Consider the following 17,149-nt stretch of genomic DNA (forward strand, 5'->3'; position numbering starts at 1 on the left):
CCCTTCTCCCGGGCTCGGGAGAAGGGGGTTTGGGGGATGAGGGCCGTTTTCCCTCGGTCGATGATCAGGGGAATGTCTTGCGTCGGACGACGCGCGGGGTGTTCCTACCACCCCGATTTCTATCACCGACTTTGAAAAAGCCCTGTCCTCCTTCCCAAAGCGCTTGACAGAATATTGAAGCGCGGTTATCCTGCGAGTGATCTTAACCTGTGTCAGCCCACCCGGTTGTGGGCCCAGTTCAATCGACGAAAACGGCCGCTCATCACCCAAGCTGTGAGAAGCGGGCCGATCGCAGACTCTTTCAGAACCACCAGGAAGTGATAGGTGGAATGGCTAGAAAACGCAAGCGAAGGGATCGAAAGTCTCGCAAGCGGCGACGCAACCACATGCCGACGATGTCGGTCACCCAGATCGCGGCCGAGTTGATCGAGGTCGGCGACGTGGAAGCGGCCATCGCTTTGCTGGAACCGCTGACTAACCAGCACCCTCAAGTCTTCGAATATCGGCTCCTGCTGGCCAGCGCATACTCGACGCTGGGCGACCACGCCAGCGCCATGGCACAATACGAGGCCATGCGCGAACTGGGCGTGGACGACGTTGTGTTGGACGTATCCCTGGGGATGTTCTATGCCAGCCTGGGGCACATGGTCCTGGCCGCACACAAGCTGCTCCAGATCCCTCGCTCGGCGATCGCCGTTGACTCGGCGGTCATGGCGGCGGTAGACGAGATCCACCAGCAGGCAAACGAGATCACCGCCTCGGCAGCCGCGGAGTGGGGGATCTCGTCGGATCAGGCCTGGGACGCGTTCTACTGGATGGAGATGGGACTCGTCCAGGGACACCTGCTGGCCCAGCCCGACGCAGCCATCAAATCCCTGCGCAAGGCGGCCGAGGCAGCCCCCCGTTGGGGAGCGGCCCACAATGAGCTCGCCCGGTTTCTGTTCTTCGACGACCAATGGCGGGAAGCGGTAGACATCCTGGAGCGCTTCCTGGCAGAGGTCGATCCGGATGATCTGGATACGCTGTCCCATCTGGCGTTCATCTACCACGCCCTGGGCGAAACGGAGCGCGTGCGCTCTTACTATGAGCGCCTGCGCCCCATCATCCCGCGCCTGGATCTGGAGAACGTGGATGTGCTCAGCCGCGTGCTGGAGGGATTGGCGGCCGCCCAGGCCGACGAGGAGATCTACCAACTGCTGAAACAAACGACCATCCCCTTCAAGGAATTGGACCATCCGGAATGGCTGGGGACGGCGGCCGCGAACCTGGGACGCCGAGAGGAGGCGCTGGCGCACTGGCAGGCGGTCGAGCAGGATGATCCCACCGGGCTGTCCCGCCTGCTGGCTCAGACGGTAAGAGAGGAGTGGGGATGGCCTCCTGACGACCGTTTCCCCTACTTCTTCCCCGCCGAGCTGATCCCCACCAGCGTGCTGACGCTGCTGGAGGGCTCAGGCGAGGATAAGGAGATGAGCGACGAGGAATTTTACGGGCACCTGAACGCCTGGGGCAGGCGGTATCCCTACCTCGTCGACTTCATCGCCTTGGGCCTGTGGCATCCGCAGTCGTCGGATGAGTACCTGCTCGACATCGTCCAACTGCTATTCGGCATCGCCTCGCCCCGAGCGATCGAGTTCCTGCGGATGTTCGCCACGAGCCAGCGGGGGCCGGATGAGATCCGCCTGGAGGCCGCCACCGCTTTGGCCAACCTGGGCGCCCTCGAAGACGGTGGCCAGCTGTCCATGTGGTTGGACGGCCAGTGGCAAGAGGTCACCGTCACGCGCGGCGATCTGGTCGCGCCGATCGGATACTCGTACGATGCCGAGATCGCGGAGTGGCTACAACAAGCGCTCCAGCTTCATGAGACGGAAGACCTCGAGGCAGAACGCCAACTCTATGAGAAGATCCTCGCCCGAAATCCGAACGTCCTCGAGGCCTACATAGGACTGGCCCATCTGCATATCGCGGAGATGCGGTTCGATGCGGCGATGGAACGCTTGCAGCAGGCGATCCAGATTTCGCCAAACTACGGGCCGGCTCACCTCCACATCGCCCTGATTTACCTGGAGAGGGATGAGGTGGATAAATGCCTGGCCACATTGGAACGGCTCTCCGATATGTGGCTTCCGCATCCTCTCCAAGCGCTTCGGGAGAAGCTATGGATCTTCGCCCTCAGCGAAAAGGGGGACGTGGCCGGGATCAAGGAGCACCTGGAACGGCTGACCGAGTTAGCCCCGGATGATCCCGAATCCCAAGATATGATCCGAGCCTGGGAGATTCAACGTTCCTGGAAGGGGCGCTGGCTGAGGGATAACCTCCGGCGTCGGATCCGGATGCTATCCCAACCCATCACCGGGACGGATCTGGAAAGCTTGCTGCCTCTCCACAACAAGGAGAACCTGGTCAGCATGGCAAGGGCCCTGGGCATAGAGGCCCGTTCCACTTTGCGAAAAGCGGACCTGGTCCGGTTGATGGCGCAGAGCATTCCGGAGCCGAAGCGGATCCGCTCCGTTGTCGCCCGGCTGTCCGACCCCGAGCGGGCCGCCCTGCACCGCGTCCTGAAGGCGGGAGGAATGCTCCCCTACAACAAGCTAGCGAGGGAGTTCGGGAGCGAGCCGGACGAGGAGACCACATACTGGTCCGACCAGGAGCCGGAAAGCGTGCTGGGCCGCCTGCGCTGGCAGGGACTGCTCTTCGCGGGCACGCGAGAGGGTCGCGTGATCGCGCTCATCGCGGACGAATTGCGTCCGCTTGTAGAAGAAGCACTCGCTGAACATAGGGAGGGGGGCTCCTAAATCTCGGAGATCCGAAGTCGCGTCGACCGGCGAGATGCACGTGAGAGACGAATTCCTTCTAGATGACGACGTACCCGAACTGACGCTCACCCCTCCGTTTGATTACGATCCGGATACGATCGATCCGGAGGAACAGGCCCGTCTGGAGTTAGGGCCTTACTACGAGCCAGCCCCCACCCGGGCACTACGCCGTGCGCGCAAGGCCCGGAGGATGCGGCGATGGAAGCGGGCGCTGATCCTGGCGACCGTCGCCTGGTTCCTCCTCTACGTGCCGTTCGCCCTGGCCTGGATCATCACCGGGCAACGCCCCCTGGACGTCATCCTTCACCTGATCCCCACCCCGTGGCTATGGGGGATCTGGCTCGTCCACACGGCCCTGGTGGGCGGCATCTGGGGAGGCCTGTGGTGGTGGCGAGAACGCAAACGCCGCCTTCGCCGGCAGAAACTTCAGGCCGCCCGCACCCTGGCCCAGCTCCTCCAGCTCACCCCCAGCGAGTTCGAGGAGTGGACGGGCGAGCTGTTCCGTCGTCGAGGATATCGGGTCGTGAACACATCCGGAACAGGGGACCACGGTATCGATCTGATGGTCTACCGGGATGGAGAGTACGGCGTCGTGCAATGCAAGCGATATCGGGGCACCGTCGGCGAGCCGATCGTGCGCGATCTTTACGGCGTGCTGATCCACGAGAACGCCGATCGAGGGTACATCGTGACGACGGCGGGTATCTCCGCCCAGGCCCGCCGATGGGCTCGCGGCAAGCCCATCGAGCTGATCGACGGCCAGAAGCTGGTGCGGCTGGCGGTGGACTGAGGTCGCTGTCGATATGAGCTCGAAGACCCTCTCGATCGCGCGCATGCGCTCGCCGCTCCGATGGCTTGCCCTTCTCCTCTGCCTGGCTGCAGGGCTGAGCGCCTGTCAGGCCCTCCCCGGCGACACGAACCTCTCAGACGCCGCGCTGGCGCTTTACATTCGCGCTCACGAAGACCAGCTGGCCCAACCGGCCGGCACGGACCGCACGCTCGTGACGTTTCGCGTCCAGCCCGGCGAATCGCTGACCTCCATCGCGCGTCGGCTGGAGGAACAGGGCCTGATCACGGACGCGAAGCTGTTTCGCCGCTACCTACGCTACGCCCACCTGGATACCGGGGTCCAGGCGGGCGAATTTCGGCTATCCCCTGCCATGACGATGATGGAGATCGCGTCGCGATTGCAACGCGGGTACGCCCCGGGCGTGCTGATCACCGTGCCGGAGGGATGGCGGGCCGGACAGATCGCGGACATGCTGACGAAAGCGGGAATCATGGACGGCCGGGCTTTCCTGCAGATGGTGGAGGAGGGGGCCGTCGCGGCGCGGCGACTGGGCGATTACGGCTTCCTGACCGATCTGCCCCCCGACGCCTCTCTAGAAGGCTACCTGTTCCCGGACACGTATGAGCTGCCCGATCCGGCGCGCCCTGAGGACCTGCTCCGCCGCATGCTGGACAACTTCGACCGGCAGGTGGCCCCTCTGCTGGACGCCGCGCCGCATCCGGACGGCCTGAACGCCCACGAGGTGCTGACGCTGGCCTCCATCGTGGAGCGGGAGGCCGTGATCCCCGAGGAGCGCCCGCTGATCGCCGGGGTCTACCTCAACCGCCTCCGCAAGGGCATGCGCCTGGAGGCGGACCCCACCGTGCAATACGCCATGGGGTATCAGGTCGCGACCGGCCAATGGTGGAAGACGCCCGTCTCGCTGGAGGAATACTCGGCCGTGGACTCGCCGTACAACACGTACCTGCACGCGGGGCTCCCCCCCGGCCCGATCTGCAACCCGGGCGTGGAGGCCATCCGGGCGGTCCTGCAACCGGCGGAGAGCCCTTACCTGTACTTCGTCGCCCGCGGGGATGGGTCGCACGTCTTCGCCCGCACCTATGAGGAGCACGTGCAAAACGTGCGCCAGTACCTGGGACGATAGCGTCGTCCCCTCTCACGTCCAGATGAAAACAGGGCCTCGCACGCTCGTGCATGCGAGGCCCTGTCGCGGATCGCTCGACCCCCTCACGCGTTTGCGGGGCCCACGCCGTCCGCCGCCCGGGTGACATACACGGTGGCCTTTCGGCCGGTGCGGTCCTGGTAGGATCGCGCCAGGCGGAAGACGAAGTCGTCCACGGCATCCGCGCGCACCAGGCTCACCGTGCAGCCGCCAAAGCCCGCCCCGGTCAGCCGGGCGCCAAAGCAGCCGGGCACCTCCAAAGCCGCCTCGACCATCGCGTCCAGCTCGGGGCTGCTGACCTCGTAATCGTCCCGGAGGCTGCGATGAGAGGCGACGAACAGCTCGCCGACGCGCTCCAGGTTGGCCTCTCGCAAGGCCGCCACGGCATCCAGCACACGTTGATTCTCGCTCACGACATGACGAGCGCGGCGCCGCACCACCTCGGGCAGCAGGTGCCCGTACCGCTCGAGGTCCTCCTCGCTCACATCGCGCAGCGCCCGAATCGAGGGCAAAACGGGCTGCAACAGGCGGACCGCCTCCTCGCATTGGGAGCGACGCACGCGATACTCCGAGCCGGCCAGCGCCCTCCTCACCCCCGTATCCGCCACGACGATCCGGACGTCCTCCGGGATCGGCACGTGCTGATAGCTTAGATCCCGACAATCGATGAGAAGCGCATGATCGGCCCGCCCCAGCGCGCTGATGAACTGGTCCATAATGCCACAGGGCACGCCCGCGTACTCGTGCTCCGCCTGCTGACAGGCCAGGGCCATCTGGGCGCGATCCATCTCCTGGCGGCTGAGCGTGAGGAATCCATACGCGGCCGCCACCTCCACCGCCGCCGACGAGCTCAATCCCGCTCCGATGGGCACATTGCTGCTGAAGGCCACGTCCGCTCCGACCAGGTCAAAGCCGCGAGCCTGCAGCATGGCGGCTACCCCCCGATGATAATTGGCCCACGACTTCTTCTCATTGCGGGTCAGAGCGCTCAGGGAGAACGTATCCTCGTCCTTCAAGTCCACCGCCCACAGCCGGACGCGCCCATCATCCCGACGGGAGGCGGCGAACAGCACATCCCGATCGATGGCCGCGGGCAATACGAACCCATCGTTGTAATCCGTGTGCTCGCCGATGAGATTCACCCGGCCGGGCGCCCGCACCAGGATCTCCGGCTCCCGCCCGAAGTGCCGCGTGAACGCCCGGCGCAGACGAGCCACCCGCTGTGAGAACGATGCAGCGGCCTCGCTCACAATTGCCTCCTTTTCACCGTGATGGTCATCCTGGATTCTTTGCCGGCCCTCTGATCTGTGTTACACTTCGAATAGCCTGATGAGGTGTGTGACCGTGGATAAGCATATCGCCTATCAGAAACTATGTGAAGTCCTGGATCTGCCCGGATGCCCGGTATGCCGACTGACGCTGGAAGCCGTCGCCAGCTACCTGGATCAGCTCATGTACGCCGACGTCAACGCCATCAACATACGTGAGCGCCTGCGGCTGGCGCGAGGATTCTGCCCCGAGCACGCCCGGCAGGTGATCGAGATCGGCCACGCGCTGGGCGTAGCGATCATCTACAAGGACGTCATCGACAATCTCATCCGAGCGCTCGCGGCAGGCCACTACCGGACGCCCTCGCTATGGCGGCGAGTCCTCGAGGCGAGGGATAGCGTACGCGCATGCACGGCCACCGCCGACCTGGTGAACACCCTCGGACCGCAACAGATGTGTCCCGCCTGCGCCGAGCGGCGGATGATGGAAGATGTCTACCTCGGCACCATAAACGATCACCTGGAGGAAGATCCCGAATTCCTCGAGGCGATGCGCCAGTCCGACGGCCTCTGCCTGCCCCATTTCCGACGCGCGCTGGAGCTCGTGCGCACACAACGGGCCTATGAATTCCTGGTCGAACTGCAGCTGGACCAGTGGCAAGCGCTCAGCCAGGAGCTCTCCGAGTTCATCCGCAAGAACGATTACCGGTTCCGCCACGAGGGCTTCGGGGCCGAAGGGGATTCCTGGCTGCGCGCCGTGCAACAGATCATCGGCCGATGGCGCGTTCCCCGCAGCACCCCGCCGACGTCTCAGCCGGGCTGAGGGAGAGCCCCGACCGCCTGGAGAGCCCAGAGGGCCCGCAGGGTGATCCACTTATTCGGCCGGCCGAGCGCCCCGAAATCCCCCCACGTCCTCTCCAGCCGGTGCTCCAAGCGCCACCGCCCCCGGCTGTCCCGCAAGGCGAGCACACGACGCACCGCGGGGCGTAGCCTAGGATCGGATCGGTGCCCCAGGCGGCCGAGCAGCAACAGGGCCTCCAACGCGTCGCTGTGGTATCCCAGCGGGAACCCGAATCGCCACCAGAGCGGGCTGGGCTCGGTAGGCGTCGGGAAGTCGGCCGCGACTAGGTCGTGCCGAACCAGCAGCCGCTCGATCTCAGCAAGCGCAGCCTTCCTCCCGCGCCCTGTCGCGCCCGCCTCCAGCAATCCCAGCCCGGCCTTGATCGCCCCCCAGGCGCAGGGAAGCCCTCCTGTCATGGGGCCGGACGTCTCGCCCCCGTTGCATCGACATCGCAGGCCCTGGTGAACGACCTGGGCGGCCAGAGCATCCGCCGCCTCCTGAACCCGAGGGTCATCCCGCAACCCGAACCAGCACAGCGCCCTCAGGAGATTTCCGTTGAGACAGAGGAACGCCCCCCGCTCGCGCTGCCCGGCGGTGAACCGTCCATCCGGCAGGCGAGCATGCGCCAGGACATACGCGCAGGCGCGGCGAATGCCGTCGATCGGAGGGGCCCCCAGTTGCGCCAGGAAGAGGATCTGCCAGATGGTCGCCCGATATCTGGGACTATAGCCGATCCCCGGCGCGACCCAGTACCCCTCAGGCCACTGGGCACGCAGAATATCCAGAGCCGGGGGAACCCGGGGAATGGCCGCCCGAGCCTCGCGCACCTCCGGATCTCCCTCCGGACGGCCTAGCAGGGTGCGCAGGGCCCAGTAACGAGCCGAGGGGTTCGCCTCCGCCAGGAGCCACTCCCGAAGCCCGGCCGAGATCGGCGACCCGGATGGCGAGGCCGAGTGAGTGCTCATCCCAGAAAGCAGATCACGTAGAGAGAGGCGGAGAACCCAGGCCGAGCGGGCCCGGAGATCTCTGCCTCTCTGCACACATACGGGTTCCCTCGACGGGGGACCCGCGACGATTTCCGATATCCAGGCTCAGCTCCGCTGCTCCAGCGGGATCCAGGGAAGATCCACCGGGCCGACGTACTGGGCTCTGGGGCGGATCAGGCGGTTGTCCGCCCACTGCTCCATGACGTGGGCCGTCCACCCGACGATGCGGCTCATCGCGAAGATAGTCGGGAACAGATCGGCGGCGATCCCCAGGGTGTAGAGCACGGGAGCGGAGTAATAGTCCACGTTGGGATGCAGCTGCCGCTCGGAGAAATAGGGGTCTGACTCGACAAGTTCCTCCAGCTTCAACGCGATGCTCAAAAGCCGCCGGTCCTGGGCGGTCTCGTTCAGCCGCAGTGCCATCTCGCGCAGGTGGCGCGCACGCGGATCGAAGACCTTGTACACCCGATGGCCCACTCCCATAATCCGTCGTCGCTCGGCCTTGGCCTTCTCAAACCAGGCCGGCACGTTCTCCACGCTCCCGATCTCCAGGAACTGCTCCAGTGCCTTCTGATTGGCCGCGCCGTGCAGCGGGCCTTTCAATGTGCCGATGGCCGCCGTGATCGCCGAATACAGGTCGGAGAGCGTGGAGGCCGTCACCCGGGCGACGAAAGTGGAGGCATTGAACTCGTGATCCGCCAGCAGGATCAGGTACATCTCCAACGCCTGGCTGGCGACCGGCGAGGGCTCCTCGCCGCTCAGCATGTACAGGAAATTCGCGGCGTGGCTCAGATCCTCTCGCGGCTCGATGGGCTCCAGTCCGTTGCGGATCCGATCAAAAGCGGCAATGGCGTTGGCGATCTGGCCGGTCAGCCGACAGGCCTTGTCCATCGCGGCGTCAGGGCTATTATCCTCCGCGTCAGGATCATAGTGCCCCAACAGGGACACCGCACTGCGAAGGACCGCCATGGGTGGCGCGCCAAGCGGGATATGGCGAAGACTGTCAAGCAGCTCATGATCCATGGAGCGACATCCGATCATCCGCTCGTGGATCATGGCAAGCTCGTCCTGATTGGGCAGATGACCGAACCAAAGCAGGTAGGCGACCTCCTCAAACGTCGCATGTTGGGCCAGATCGTCGATGCTATAACCTCGATAGTAAAGGCGTCCGGCCGTACCATCTACCTTACTAAGCTCCGTGGTGGTGACGACAACCCCTTCCAGTCCCTTGGCCAAATTCGTCGATGACTGCTGCGAAGTACCTGACATTTCCATCACCTCTCATAAACTATATGGGCTATTCCACAAACGACCGCTTCAGCGCTCGCAAACCAACCGCCACGTGGGAACTGCTATGCTTCGGAGGCAAGGCCCAGCTCTGCGGGGGATATCTGTCTTTCGAACAGAAGCTGGCGAAACGCCTCAGCCGTGCGAGCGACGCCCTCTCGCAGGGGCGTGTGGGGGATCTCTCCTAACCGTTCACGTAACGCGCTTCCATCCAGGGAGGGAGCGATCGGTATGGGGGCATCGGCATGCGTGATCAGCTGTCGGGCCCCCGGGATGGTCGCCTCGATCGCATCGATAATCTCCTCCACGGTCACGACGTCGCCCCTTAGATTAAACACGCCTGCCCCCTGGTAAGATACAAGAGAACAGGCCACGAACGTGCGCGCCACATCCTCCACATACTGCATATCCGTCCGGCCACCGAATCCGATGTGGAACCTTCGTCCCAGCAACGCGGCCACGATGGCCCTAGTGGGATCCGAGGTAAGCCCCTGATCCCTGCCCACCCCGTACACGGTCCAGGGCCGCAGCCCGATGGAGCTCACCCCGTGATCCTGCCAGTACACACGGGCGTTCCCCTCGTTACACAGTTTGAACACACCGTAATGGGTCGCGGGGGACAGGGGACCCGCCTCCGCCACAGGCTCCGACTCATACAGGTGCGGTGGGCCATAGACCGCCGCCGATGACGCGTATACGACGCGCTGAATCTGTCCGGCAAAGCGCCGCGCCGTCTCCAACACGTTCAGGGTGCCGATCACGTTCACCTGAGCCCCACGCAGGGGATTGGCCCGGCACGCGGGCACCTGCAAAGCCGCGAGATGGATAATGTGGGTGATCCCATGGGCCGACACGACGCGGGCCAGATGGTCCAGATCGGTCACATCCCCCGCGATGAAGTGGACGCGCTCCATCTCCGCCGGCGAGGCGATCAACCGGAGCCGGGTCGGCGTCGGGTCGAGGTCGAAGGCGATCGGCTGGTATCCCTCCCGCACCAGGTGGCGGATCGTCCAGGCGCCGATACATCCCTGGGCGCCGGTGACCAGGAAACGAGCTTCGGGGGAGTTTCTCTCTACGTTCATGTCCTCTCTCGCGTGAAGTATGAGCCGAGCCGGTCAGGCGACGATGCCGTATTTTACAAGCATTTGGCTTTTGCCTCAAGCGCGCTCGAGCCGCGCCCTGCTCGGCTCATGGCTCACTTCCCCGGCGGTGATGGCTCATAAAGGCTCCATGTGCGCTGAACACGCTCTCCTTTGCTGCAGAAACGCTGGGGACACAGAGGCTTCCCTTTATTACGTATTACGGCTCCTTTTGTGACATCGCACTTATATCTTGATGGGGGTGGCAGAGGGCGCTGCCCTCTGCCACCCGAAAGACCGAACTTGAGGAGCGAGGCAAACCTCGCCATCTCGTCCCAGGGCTTTTTCAAAGTCAGCGATGGAAATCGGGGTGGTAGGAACACCCTGCGTGTCGCCCGACGCAAGACATTCCCCTGATCATCGACCGAGGGAAAACGGCCCTCATCCCCCAAACCCCCTTCGCCCGGGAGAAGGGGGCTCAACGGTGGGGGGTGGGGTACGTCTGGCCACGTCGTGTGCTGGGGAAACCGAGAAGACGCGTATACAGACACGACACCTTGCCTCGTCCCCGCAGGCGCCATGTATGCCAATATGGACGTTAGACTTTGAAAAGGCCCTAATCTCGTCCTATCCGGCCTTGACAAAAGAACATATGTTCTGGTATAATCCCCAACACAACAAGAACATATGTTCTGTGCCCATTTCTATCTCCGATTTTCAAGTCCTACCTTCGCGCGGACGGTTACGCGCAGGGGTTTCCAGCGGGCACGGCAGCCCATCTACGCCCGATCGCGCGTGACGACGCCCTTCCGAAGGTGATTCGCGAACAGGTCAGGCAAGGAGGGAGCAATGCAACGACGATTAGAGATGGAGGCCGCACAAATCGAGGCCGTCCTGCACTCCCATAAGATCGCCGGCCGGGTGTGGGGCGGCGTGGTCCTGCCGCGCGTCGTGCGCTTTCAACTGACCACCGCCATGGGCACGCGCGTGCGGCAGGTGAGCAACCTGGCGGAGGAGATCGCGATGGCCCTGGGCGTTCGCTCCGCCCGCGTCTACCGAAGCGGCGGCTCGATCCACATCGAGGTGCCCAGGGAGAAGCCAGGGAACGTGTCCCTGCTGCCGTTGTGCAAGCGACTGGCCCGGATCCCTCCGCTCACCGCGGTGCTGGGCATCGACGACAGCGGGGTTCCCCTGTTGCTGAAGATCTCCAGCCCGGACGTCGTGCACGTGCTGATCGCGGGGACGAGCGGCAGTGGCAAAACCGCCCTCTTGCGCTCCATGCTGCTGAGCCTGGCTCTACATAATCCACAGGCGCACCTCCAAATCGTCCTGCTGGACCCCAAGGGAAGGGGACTGGCTCCGTTGTTTCGGCTGCCACACCTGCTGATGCCGCCCGCCTTCGACGCGGACGAGGCCGCTCGCGCCCTGGGCCGGCTGGTGGAGGAGATGGAGCGGCGCGATCGGGAACAGCGCAGCACCCCGCACATCCTCGTGGTGATCGATGAGCTGGCCGATCTGACCGAGGTGGGGGGCAACGCCGTCGCCGCCGGGCTCCGGCGGCTGGCACAGCGAGGGCGGGAGGCGGGAATTCACCTCATCGCGGCGACGCAGAAGCCCGTAGCCTCCGCCGTGGGCTCGCTCGCCAAGGCGAACTTCCCGGTGCGTCTGGTGGGCGCCGTGACCTCCCCCGAGGAGGCCAAGATCGCCTCCGGGATCGCCGGATCCGGGGCGGAGAAGCTTCTGGGCCGGGGCGACTTCCTGCTGGTGAGCCACGGTCAAACATGGAGGTTCCAGGCGGCCTACATCGACACCGATCAGGCGGAGCGAACCGTCCAGGCTCTGCTGCGGCACACCCGGCAATCCAAGCGGTGGATGGAAGATGCGACCGTGACTGAGACGGGCCTGTTCCAGCGAGCGCGTCGGGCCCTCGAGCTGAGGAGGATACACGCAGGGAGTTGAGGAAGAGGTGCCCCCATGAAACGCCTGTTCGCGATCAGCTTTCTCGTCTTCGTCGTCGCGCTGGCCATCGTCATCGGCCAGCGCATGAGCACATGGCCGTCGTCATCGGCGTGATCGTCGGGGTGGCCGCCTCGATCCCGGCCAGCCTGCTCATCATCGTGGCCTCACGGCGGGTGCACTCCCACCCCGGTACTACGCCCCGGCCCTCTCAAGAGCGTTACTTTCCACCGGTCATCGTCGTCAATTCAGATAGACAACCATCACAGTGGGCTCCATCCATGCCAGGCCCCGAGCCATTGCTACCACCCGAACGGCGTCAGTTCCGGATCGTAGGCGATGACGGGTGGACGGGCGCTTGGGATGAGCAGGCGATTGACGTAGATGACTGGAGGCAGGGATGAGATTGCCGTGGGGGATTCGAGCACGTGTGCACCGGAAGCCAGGGTGGGTGGAGCCGGCTGCAATCTGGTGGCGCAAGGATCGCTTACCGGTGATCGCCATCGAGGCCCGAGGACGAGCGCGGCCTCATGGCGGCGAATGGTTTGACGTGCGCACACCGGTGGGCAGGATGCGCCTCCTGCATCATCCTCGACGTGGATGGCTGGTGACCGCCGTCCCCTGGTGGCTGCTGCTGCCCGCGTGGCTGGTGCGACCCGCCCGGGCGGATCGGCGGTTCGAGTTGCCCTGGCGTGCACGCCGAGCGGATATGCATCGATAGAGGACGGAGAGGGAAACCTACCGAGAGGGTGACGACCGCGGGGGCCGGGTGGCGACGACATCGGGCATAGGCGCCCGTTTCGAGGGACGGGAGCGCCGCAGCAGATCCACCAGCAGCAGATCCAGCGCGGTATCCGGATCGAGCTGCCCGGTCTTGATGGCCACGTCGGTCTCCAGCAGCAGATCGAAAGCGGCCGTGATCTCCGAGAGGGTCCAGTGGCGCATCTGACGCCGAGCCTGCTCCACCATGAAGTCGCGCAGGCGGAGCTCCGACGCGATCTGACGATCCGTCAGGCCGGTGCGGGAGAGCTCGGTCACCTGCAACAGGATGCGAAACTGGCGGGTGATCATGGCCAGCAGCTGTGGCGCCGTCTCGCCGGCCGAGCGTAGCTGTTGCAGGTGGTTAAACGCGGCTCGTGCCCGGCGTTCGCCGATGGCATTCGTCAGGGCGAACACCTTGATCTCCTGCGTATAAGGGACCATCGTCTCGACATCGGCCGGCTCGATGGGACGCCCGTCCCCCGCGTAGGCGATCAGCTTATCCAGCTCCGTATCTAACAACCGCAGATTCTGACCGACGGCATTGGCCAAAAGGGCGGCGGCTCTTGGCGAGATCTCGCCGCCTTTTTCTTTTGCCCTCTGGCGGATCCAGGCGGGGAGGGCTCGCGGCCCAGGGACGGCGCACAGGATCACTTGGGCTTTCCCTTCCTCCGCCAGCGCGCTCAGATGACGTACGACCGGGTGCTTGGCAGGAGCGGCTCGCGTTTCCAGCAACACCAGATCGGTGGTCTCGGGGACGTGATCCAGGTACTCCGTGAGCGCGTCCGGGGATATGGGCGAGCCCGCCTGGACGGCCCGCAGCAGATCCCGCACGATGACCAGTCGTCGCTGGGTGAGGAAGGGGATCACATCGGCCGCGTCACGAAGCTCCCCCAGGGTGAGGCGAGCGCCGTCCAGCTCGGCGGTGTTGAGGTCGATCAGATCCGGCTGGCCAATGCGCCCCCTGATCTCAGCCAGATGGCGGGAGCGGAGGAATTCCTCCTCCCCATGGATCAGATAGATCATCGAGATCGCTCGCGCAGAAACTCCACACGGTGCACCGGCGTGTTCCGCCAGGAACGCCGTTCGATGCGCCTGAGGCGCACATCACGCACGTCCGCCAGGGTGGTCACCCGCTCCTGGGCGAGATGCCCCAGAGGCTGCGCTGCCAGCAAAGCGAAGGCCGTGGCCATCAGCGATATGGTCAACTGCTCCCACCAATGACGACGCTTTCCCGAAGTGAGCGCGATCCCCGCCAAGCCAGCCAGAAGGCCGGCGGTGACGATGTTGGTGCCGCAGTTGGGATGGATGGCCAACTCATGCTCCCCGGCCTGTAACCGCCCCAGCGCCTCCTCAACGGCATCTTGCAGCTCCTCAGTCCTCACCGGCCCGTACACATGGAACCCGCTCGGATCGCTGCGCGCGATGATGTGCCGATTCGGGTCGCGTCGGGACAGGATGTTCACCGTCGCATGCTCGATGGCATGATGCTGTCGGATACGGCGAATGAGCGGGATGTCGGCCAACCGCATGATGGGTCCCCTTCGCATCAGAGATAGGATACCTCATTCTACCACACCGCGCGGAAGCGTCCAAAGAAGGGGGCACGTCCTCTTCGGCGGAGATGTGGGGTTAGCGGTCCGTGCGCAGCCAGAGCCGGCTTCCATCGCTGATGATCTCCACCGTCCCATCGCGATCCGTGCGATACACGCGGGCAGGAGCCAGGCGGTCGATCACCTCCGGGGCGGGATGCCTGAAGCGATTGTCCGCCCCCACCTGGATGACGGCGATCTGAGGCTGCACCGCGGCCACGAATTCCGAAGATGTCGCGCCCGCGCTGCCGTGATGGCTGACCTTCAGCACGGGACATCGGAGCGCCTGGCCGGACGCGAGCAGCCGTTGCTCCGCCGCTCGCTCAGCGTCGCCCGTGAGGAGGAAGCATATCCGCCCGTATCCCAACCGGATCACCGTCGAGTTGTTGTTGTCATCGGCGCCGGTGCCGGTAATCGGGGGATCGGTCGGGTGAAGCACATCCAGCCAGACGCCATCGCCTGTGTGCAACCGAAGCCCGCGCCAGGCGATCTCCCGCCGGATTCGCGAGCGGCGGAGGGCGGACAGCCACGGCCGAGCCTCCGGAGCCTGATCCGAGAGTGGGGAGTCGATCACGAGCCGCACGCGATACCGATCGAGCAGCGGGACCAGCCCATTCATGTGATCGCCGTCCGGGTGCGTGAGCACGAGCACGTCCAGATCGCGATCCCAAAACGGCATATGGCGCCCCACCTGCCAGGCCAGCTGCGCGGGGCCGGGCCCGCCATCGATCAGCACCTGATGGCCACCGGGCGTCTGGATCAGGATGGCGTCCCCCTGCCCCACGTCGAGGAAGAAGACGTGGAGCAATCCGTCAGGCGATTGCGCCGCCCCGATCCAGATCAATGCCACGGCCGCGGACAACGCGCCCGCCAGCGCCTTACTGGGCAGATGGCGTGCGAGCCGACGGATCAGCGCCCTCCAATCCACGCTACGCCTTCCCGCGAGCAACAGGAGCCCCAGGTTCGCATAGTAGAACACGAGCCACCCCGCGTGAAAGCGCCCCACGTCCAGGGAGGCTCGGGGGAGTCGCGCGGTCGCCTCCACGATCCACACCGTATAGGCTAGGCACAGCCAGGGGACGTAGGCGACCAGCCGGGCGAGCGGATACAGGCCGGGGACAAGGGCCAGGAGCACCGCCGCCCCGCCCCAGGTCATGATATACGGTTGAGCGGGCAGGATGAGCAGATTCGTCAGCAGGGAGACGAGCGATAGCCGCCCGAAGTAGTAGACTACCAGCGGCGTCGTCGTGATCTGCGCGGCCGTAGTGACGATCAGGCCATCGTTGAGGAGCGCGCTGACCTGGCTCGCAGGTGAGGCGCTCAGCAGGGATCGCAGCCAACGCCCGGTAACGGCCTGCAACGGGGGGACGAACAAGATCAGCCCCAGGGTGGCCATGGCAGACAGCTGGAAGCCGATATCCCACAGCGTGAGCGGGTTTACAGCGGTCATGACCAGCGCCGAGGCGGCCAGGGAGACGACGGCGGTGGACTGACGTCCGAGATGGAGCGCGAGGACCCCCAGCGCCCCCATGATGCCAGCGCGAGTGACGGCCGCGTCGGCCCCTACCAACAGCACATAAACGCCGATCCCCGCTAGCACCAGGGGAGATGCCCAGCGCCGCCCCAGCAAACGCCCCAGGGTGGTCATGAACAACCCGGCGATGATACTGATGTTGAAGCCGGAGATCACGATGATGTGGCTGGTGGCTGTGGCATTGAACGCGTCGTACAGAGGCCGGGGGATCCCGCCCTCGATGCCCAACAGGATCCCGGCGAGCAAAGAGGCCGCCGGCTCGGGCAGCAGGCGTTCGATGGCTTGCCACGCGCGGCGTCGCACGCCATAGAGCGCACGCCAGAGAAGAGCGCCGTCCCCTCTCTGAATCACCCGGACGCGCGAGCGTCGCATCACGGAGTGCACGCCCTGGCGCGCCAGGTAGGCCCGATAGTCGAAGTCCTCCCAGCGCGGGGGCGCTTCCAGAAGTCCTGTCACACGCACTCGGTCGCCGTACGCGTAGTCACCGAAGCGATTCGCCCGCACCAGGACGACGCCTCGCACCTGATGGCGAGCCCCGTCGACAGCCACGCTCGTGGCGGCCACGCGCAGGCGGATATACCGATCCCGCACCTCCGGATCGTCCGCCACCATCCCCTCCACGGTAGCCCACACAGGGGATTCCCGATCGCCATTGTAGTAAGCCAGGTCGGCCGGGGTGAAGCAGGGCCACAGCGGACGGCTCTGGTAGCGCCAGGCGCCCAGGAGCATAAACAGCAGCACGAGAGGGATCAGGCGGCCGCGCGGCCTGCGCCGCAAAGCCAGCGTGATCCCGGCGAGGGCCGCGCCGGCGCCACCCCATGTCAGAGGCGAGGGCCCGGAGCAGCCGATCAGCCCCGCCTGCCACAGGAGATGGGTCAGGGCGATACCGCTCAGCCAGCCGATAGCGAGATAGATCAGCGCCATTGAGGGTTCTCAAGCAGGAGTATCCCCAGCATCGCGGCGACCACTGACCAGTCTCTCCCCGGACCGAGTAGGGCCTTTTCAAAGTCCAACGTCCATATTGGCATACATGGCGCCTGCAGGGACGAGGCAAGGTGTCGTGTCTGTATACGCATCTTCTC

At 65.0% G+C, this 17,149-nt stretch carries 14 protein-coding genes; 7 read left to right on the forward strand and 7 right to left on the reverse strand.

Annotation, left to right across the window (positions count from 1 at the left end):
* Positions 1-329: 329 nt before the first annotated feature.
* Genes GXP39_00320 through mltG form a run of 3 tightly spaced genes read left to right on the forward strand, consistent with a single transcriptional unit; the run spans position 330 to position 4,747 of the window.
* Positions 330-2,792: a tetratricopeptide repeat protein gene (locus GXP39_00320; GenBank protein ID NOZ26481.1), complete on the forward strand. Its 2,463-nt coding sequence runs from the start codon at positions 330-332 to the stop codon at positions 2,790-2,792.
* 40 nt (positions 2,793-2,832) lie between these two features.
* Positions 2,833-3,603 (forward strand): restriction endonuclease, encoded by a 771-nt coding sequence (locus GXP39_00325; GenBank protein ID NOZ26482.1) that lies wholly within the window; start codon positions 2,833-2,835, stop codon positions 3,601-3,603.
* 43 nt (positions 3,604-3,646) lie between these two features.
* Positions 3,647-4,747 carry an endolytic transglycosylase MltG gene (mltG, locus tag GXP39_00330; protein NOZ26483.1) on the forward strand — a complete coding sequence of 367 codons (1,101 nt, stop codon included), beginning with the start codon at positions 3,647-3,649 and terminating at the stop codon, positions 4,745-4,747.
* An 83-nt stretch (positions 4,748-4,830) separates the two neighbouring features.
* Here the strand turns inward: mltG and galK are convergent, their stop codons facing one another.
* Complete coding sequence (galK, locus tag GXP39_00335) at positions 4,831-5,982, reverse strand: galactokinase (protein ID NOZ26484.1); 1,152 nt, start codon at positions 5,980-5,982, stop codon at positions 4,831-4,833.
* Between the two features lie 127 nt (positions 5,983-6,109).
* Between galK and GXP39_00340 the strand changes: the two genes are divergently transcribed.
* Positions 6,110-6,856, forward strand: coding sequence for a hypothetical protein (locus GXP39_00340; protein ID NOZ26485.1), 747 nt, complete (start codon positions 6,110-6,112; stop codon positions 6,854-6,856).
* Here GXP39_00340 and GXP39_00345 read toward each other — a convergent pair.
* The 3 genes from GXP39_00345 to GXP39_00355 all read right to left on the reverse strand — a co-directional run bounded on the left by GXP39_00345 (position 6,844) and on the right by GXP39_00355 (position 10,229).
* Positions 6,844-7,839 (reverse strand): hypothetical protein, encoded by a 996-nt coding sequence (locus tag GXP39_00345; GenBank protein NOZ26486.1) that lies wholly within the window; start codon positions 7,837-7,839, stop codon positions 6,844-6,846. The two genes, GXP39_00340 and GXP39_00345, sit on opposite strands and share 13 nt — an antisense overlap.
* 126 nt (positions 7,840-7,965) lie before the next feature.
* Positions 7,966-9,129, reverse strand: a complete 1,164-nt coding sequence (locus GXP39_00350) for a citrate synthase (GenBank protein ID NOZ26487.1) — start codon at positions 9,127-9,129, stop codon at positions 7,966-7,968.
* Between the two features lie 83 nt (positions 9,130-9,212).
* The gene (locus GXP39_00355) at positions 9,213-10,229 is read right to left on the reverse strand and encodes an NAD(P)-dependent oxidoreductase (protein ID NOZ26488.1); all 1,017 of its coding nucleotides are present in this window, start codon (positions 10,227-10,229) and stop codon (positions 9,213-9,215) included.
* An 846-nt stretch (positions 10,230-11,075) separates the two neighbouring features.
* On the opposite strand from GXP39_00355, the gene GXP39_00360 reads away from it, so the two are divergent.
* The 3 genes from GXP39_00360 (at position 11,076) to GXP39_00370 (ending at position 12,903) form a co-directional block, all read left to right on the forward strand.
* Positions 11,076-12,185 (forward strand): DNA translocase FtsK, encoded by a 1,110-nt coding sequence (locus GXP39_00360; protein NOZ26489.1) that lies wholly within the window; start codon positions 11,076-11,078, stop codon positions 12,183-12,185.
* Positions 12,186-12,277: 92 nt separating this feature from the next.
* Entirely contained in the window at positions 12,278-12,586 is a 309-nt protein-coding gene (locus GXP39_00365) for a hypothetical protein (protein NOZ26490.1), read from the forward strand.
* The gene (locus GXP39_00370) at positions 12,583-12,903 is read left to right on the forward strand and encodes a hypothetical protein (protein NOZ26491.1); all 321 of its coding nucleotides are present in this window, start codon (positions 12,583-12,585) and stop codon (positions 12,901-12,903) included. Before GXP39_00365 ends, GXP39_00370 begins: the two co-directional genes overlap by 4 nt.
* Before the next feature lie 17 nt (positions 12,904-12,920).
* Here the strand turns inward: GXP39_00370 and holA are convergent, their stop codons facing one another.
* The 3 genes from holA to GXP39_00385 form a co-directional block, all read right to left on the reverse strand.
* Positions 12,921-13,967, reverse strand: coding sequence for a DNA polymerase III subunit delta (holA, locus tag GXP39_00375; GenBank protein ID NOZ26492.1), 1,047 nt, complete (start codon positions 13,965-13,967; stop codon positions 12,921-12,923).
* The gene (locus GXP39_00380) at positions 13,964-14,473 is read right to left on the reverse strand and encodes a hypothetical protein (GenBank protein NOZ26493.1); all 510 of its coding nucleotides are present in this window, start codon (positions 14,471-14,473) and stop codon (positions 13,964-13,966) included. Before GXP39_00380 ends, holA begins: the two co-directional genes overlap by 4 nt.
* Positions 14,474-14,573: 100 nt before the next feature.
* Positions 14,574-16,991, reverse strand: a complete 2,418-nt coding sequence (locus GXP39_00385; GenBank protein ID NOZ26494.1) for a DNA internalization-related competence protein ComEC/Rec2 — start codon at positions 16,989-16,991, stop codon at positions 14,574-14,576.
* Positions 16,992-17,149: the final 158 nt, after the last annotated feature.

The sequence above is a fragment of the Chloroflexota bacterium genome (assembly GCA_013152435.1).
Taxonomy (GTDB): Bacteria; Chloroflexota; Anaerolineae; order DUEN01; family DUEN01; genus DUEN01.

Bases quoted from the DNA above. Each gene is read 5' to 3' on its own strand.
- GXP39_00320 (NOZ26481.1), top strand. From the start codon at position 330: ATGGCTAGAAAACGCAAGCGAAGGGATCGAAAGTCTCGCAAGCGGCGA.
- mltG (NOZ26483.1), top strand. From the start codon at position 3,647: ATGCGCTCGCCGCTCCGATGGCTTGCCCTTCTCCTCTGCCTGGCTGCA.
- GXP39_00345 (NOZ26486.1), bottom strand. From the start codon at position 7,839: ATGAGCACTCACTCGGCCTCGCCATCCGGGTCGCCGATCTCGGCCGGG.
- GXP39_00350 (NOZ26487.1), bottom strand. From the start codon at position 9,129: ATGTCAGGTACTTCGCAGCAGTCATCGACGAATTTGGCCAAGGGACTG.
- GXP39_00355 (NOZ26488.1), bottom strand. From the start codon at position 10,229: ATGAACGTAGAGAGAAACTCCCCCGAAGCTCGTTTCCTGGTCACCGGC.
- GXP39_00360 (NOZ26489.1), top strand. From the start codon at position 11,076: ATGCAACGACGATTAGAGATGGAGGCCGCACAAATCGAGGCCGTCCTG.
- GXP39_00365 (NOZ26490.1), top strand. From the start codon at position 12,278: ATGGCCGTCGTCATCGGCGTGATCGTCGGGGTGGCCGCCTCGATCCCG.
- GXP39_00370 (NOZ26491.1), top strand. From the start codon at position 12,583: ATGAGATTGCCGTGGGGGATTCGAGCACGTGTGCACCGGAAGCCAGGG.
- holA (NOZ26492.1), bottom strand. From the start codon at position 13,967: ATGATCTATCTGATCCATGGGGAGGAGGAATTCCTCCGCTCCCGCCAT.
- GXP39_00380 (NOZ26493.1), bottom strand. From the start codon at position 14,473: ATGCGGTTGGCCGACATCCCGCTCATTCGCCGTATCCGACAGCATCAT.
- GXP39_00385 (NOZ26494.1), bottom strand. From the start codon at position 16,991: ATGGCGCTGATCTATCTCGCTATCGGCTGGCTGAGCGGTATCGCCCTG.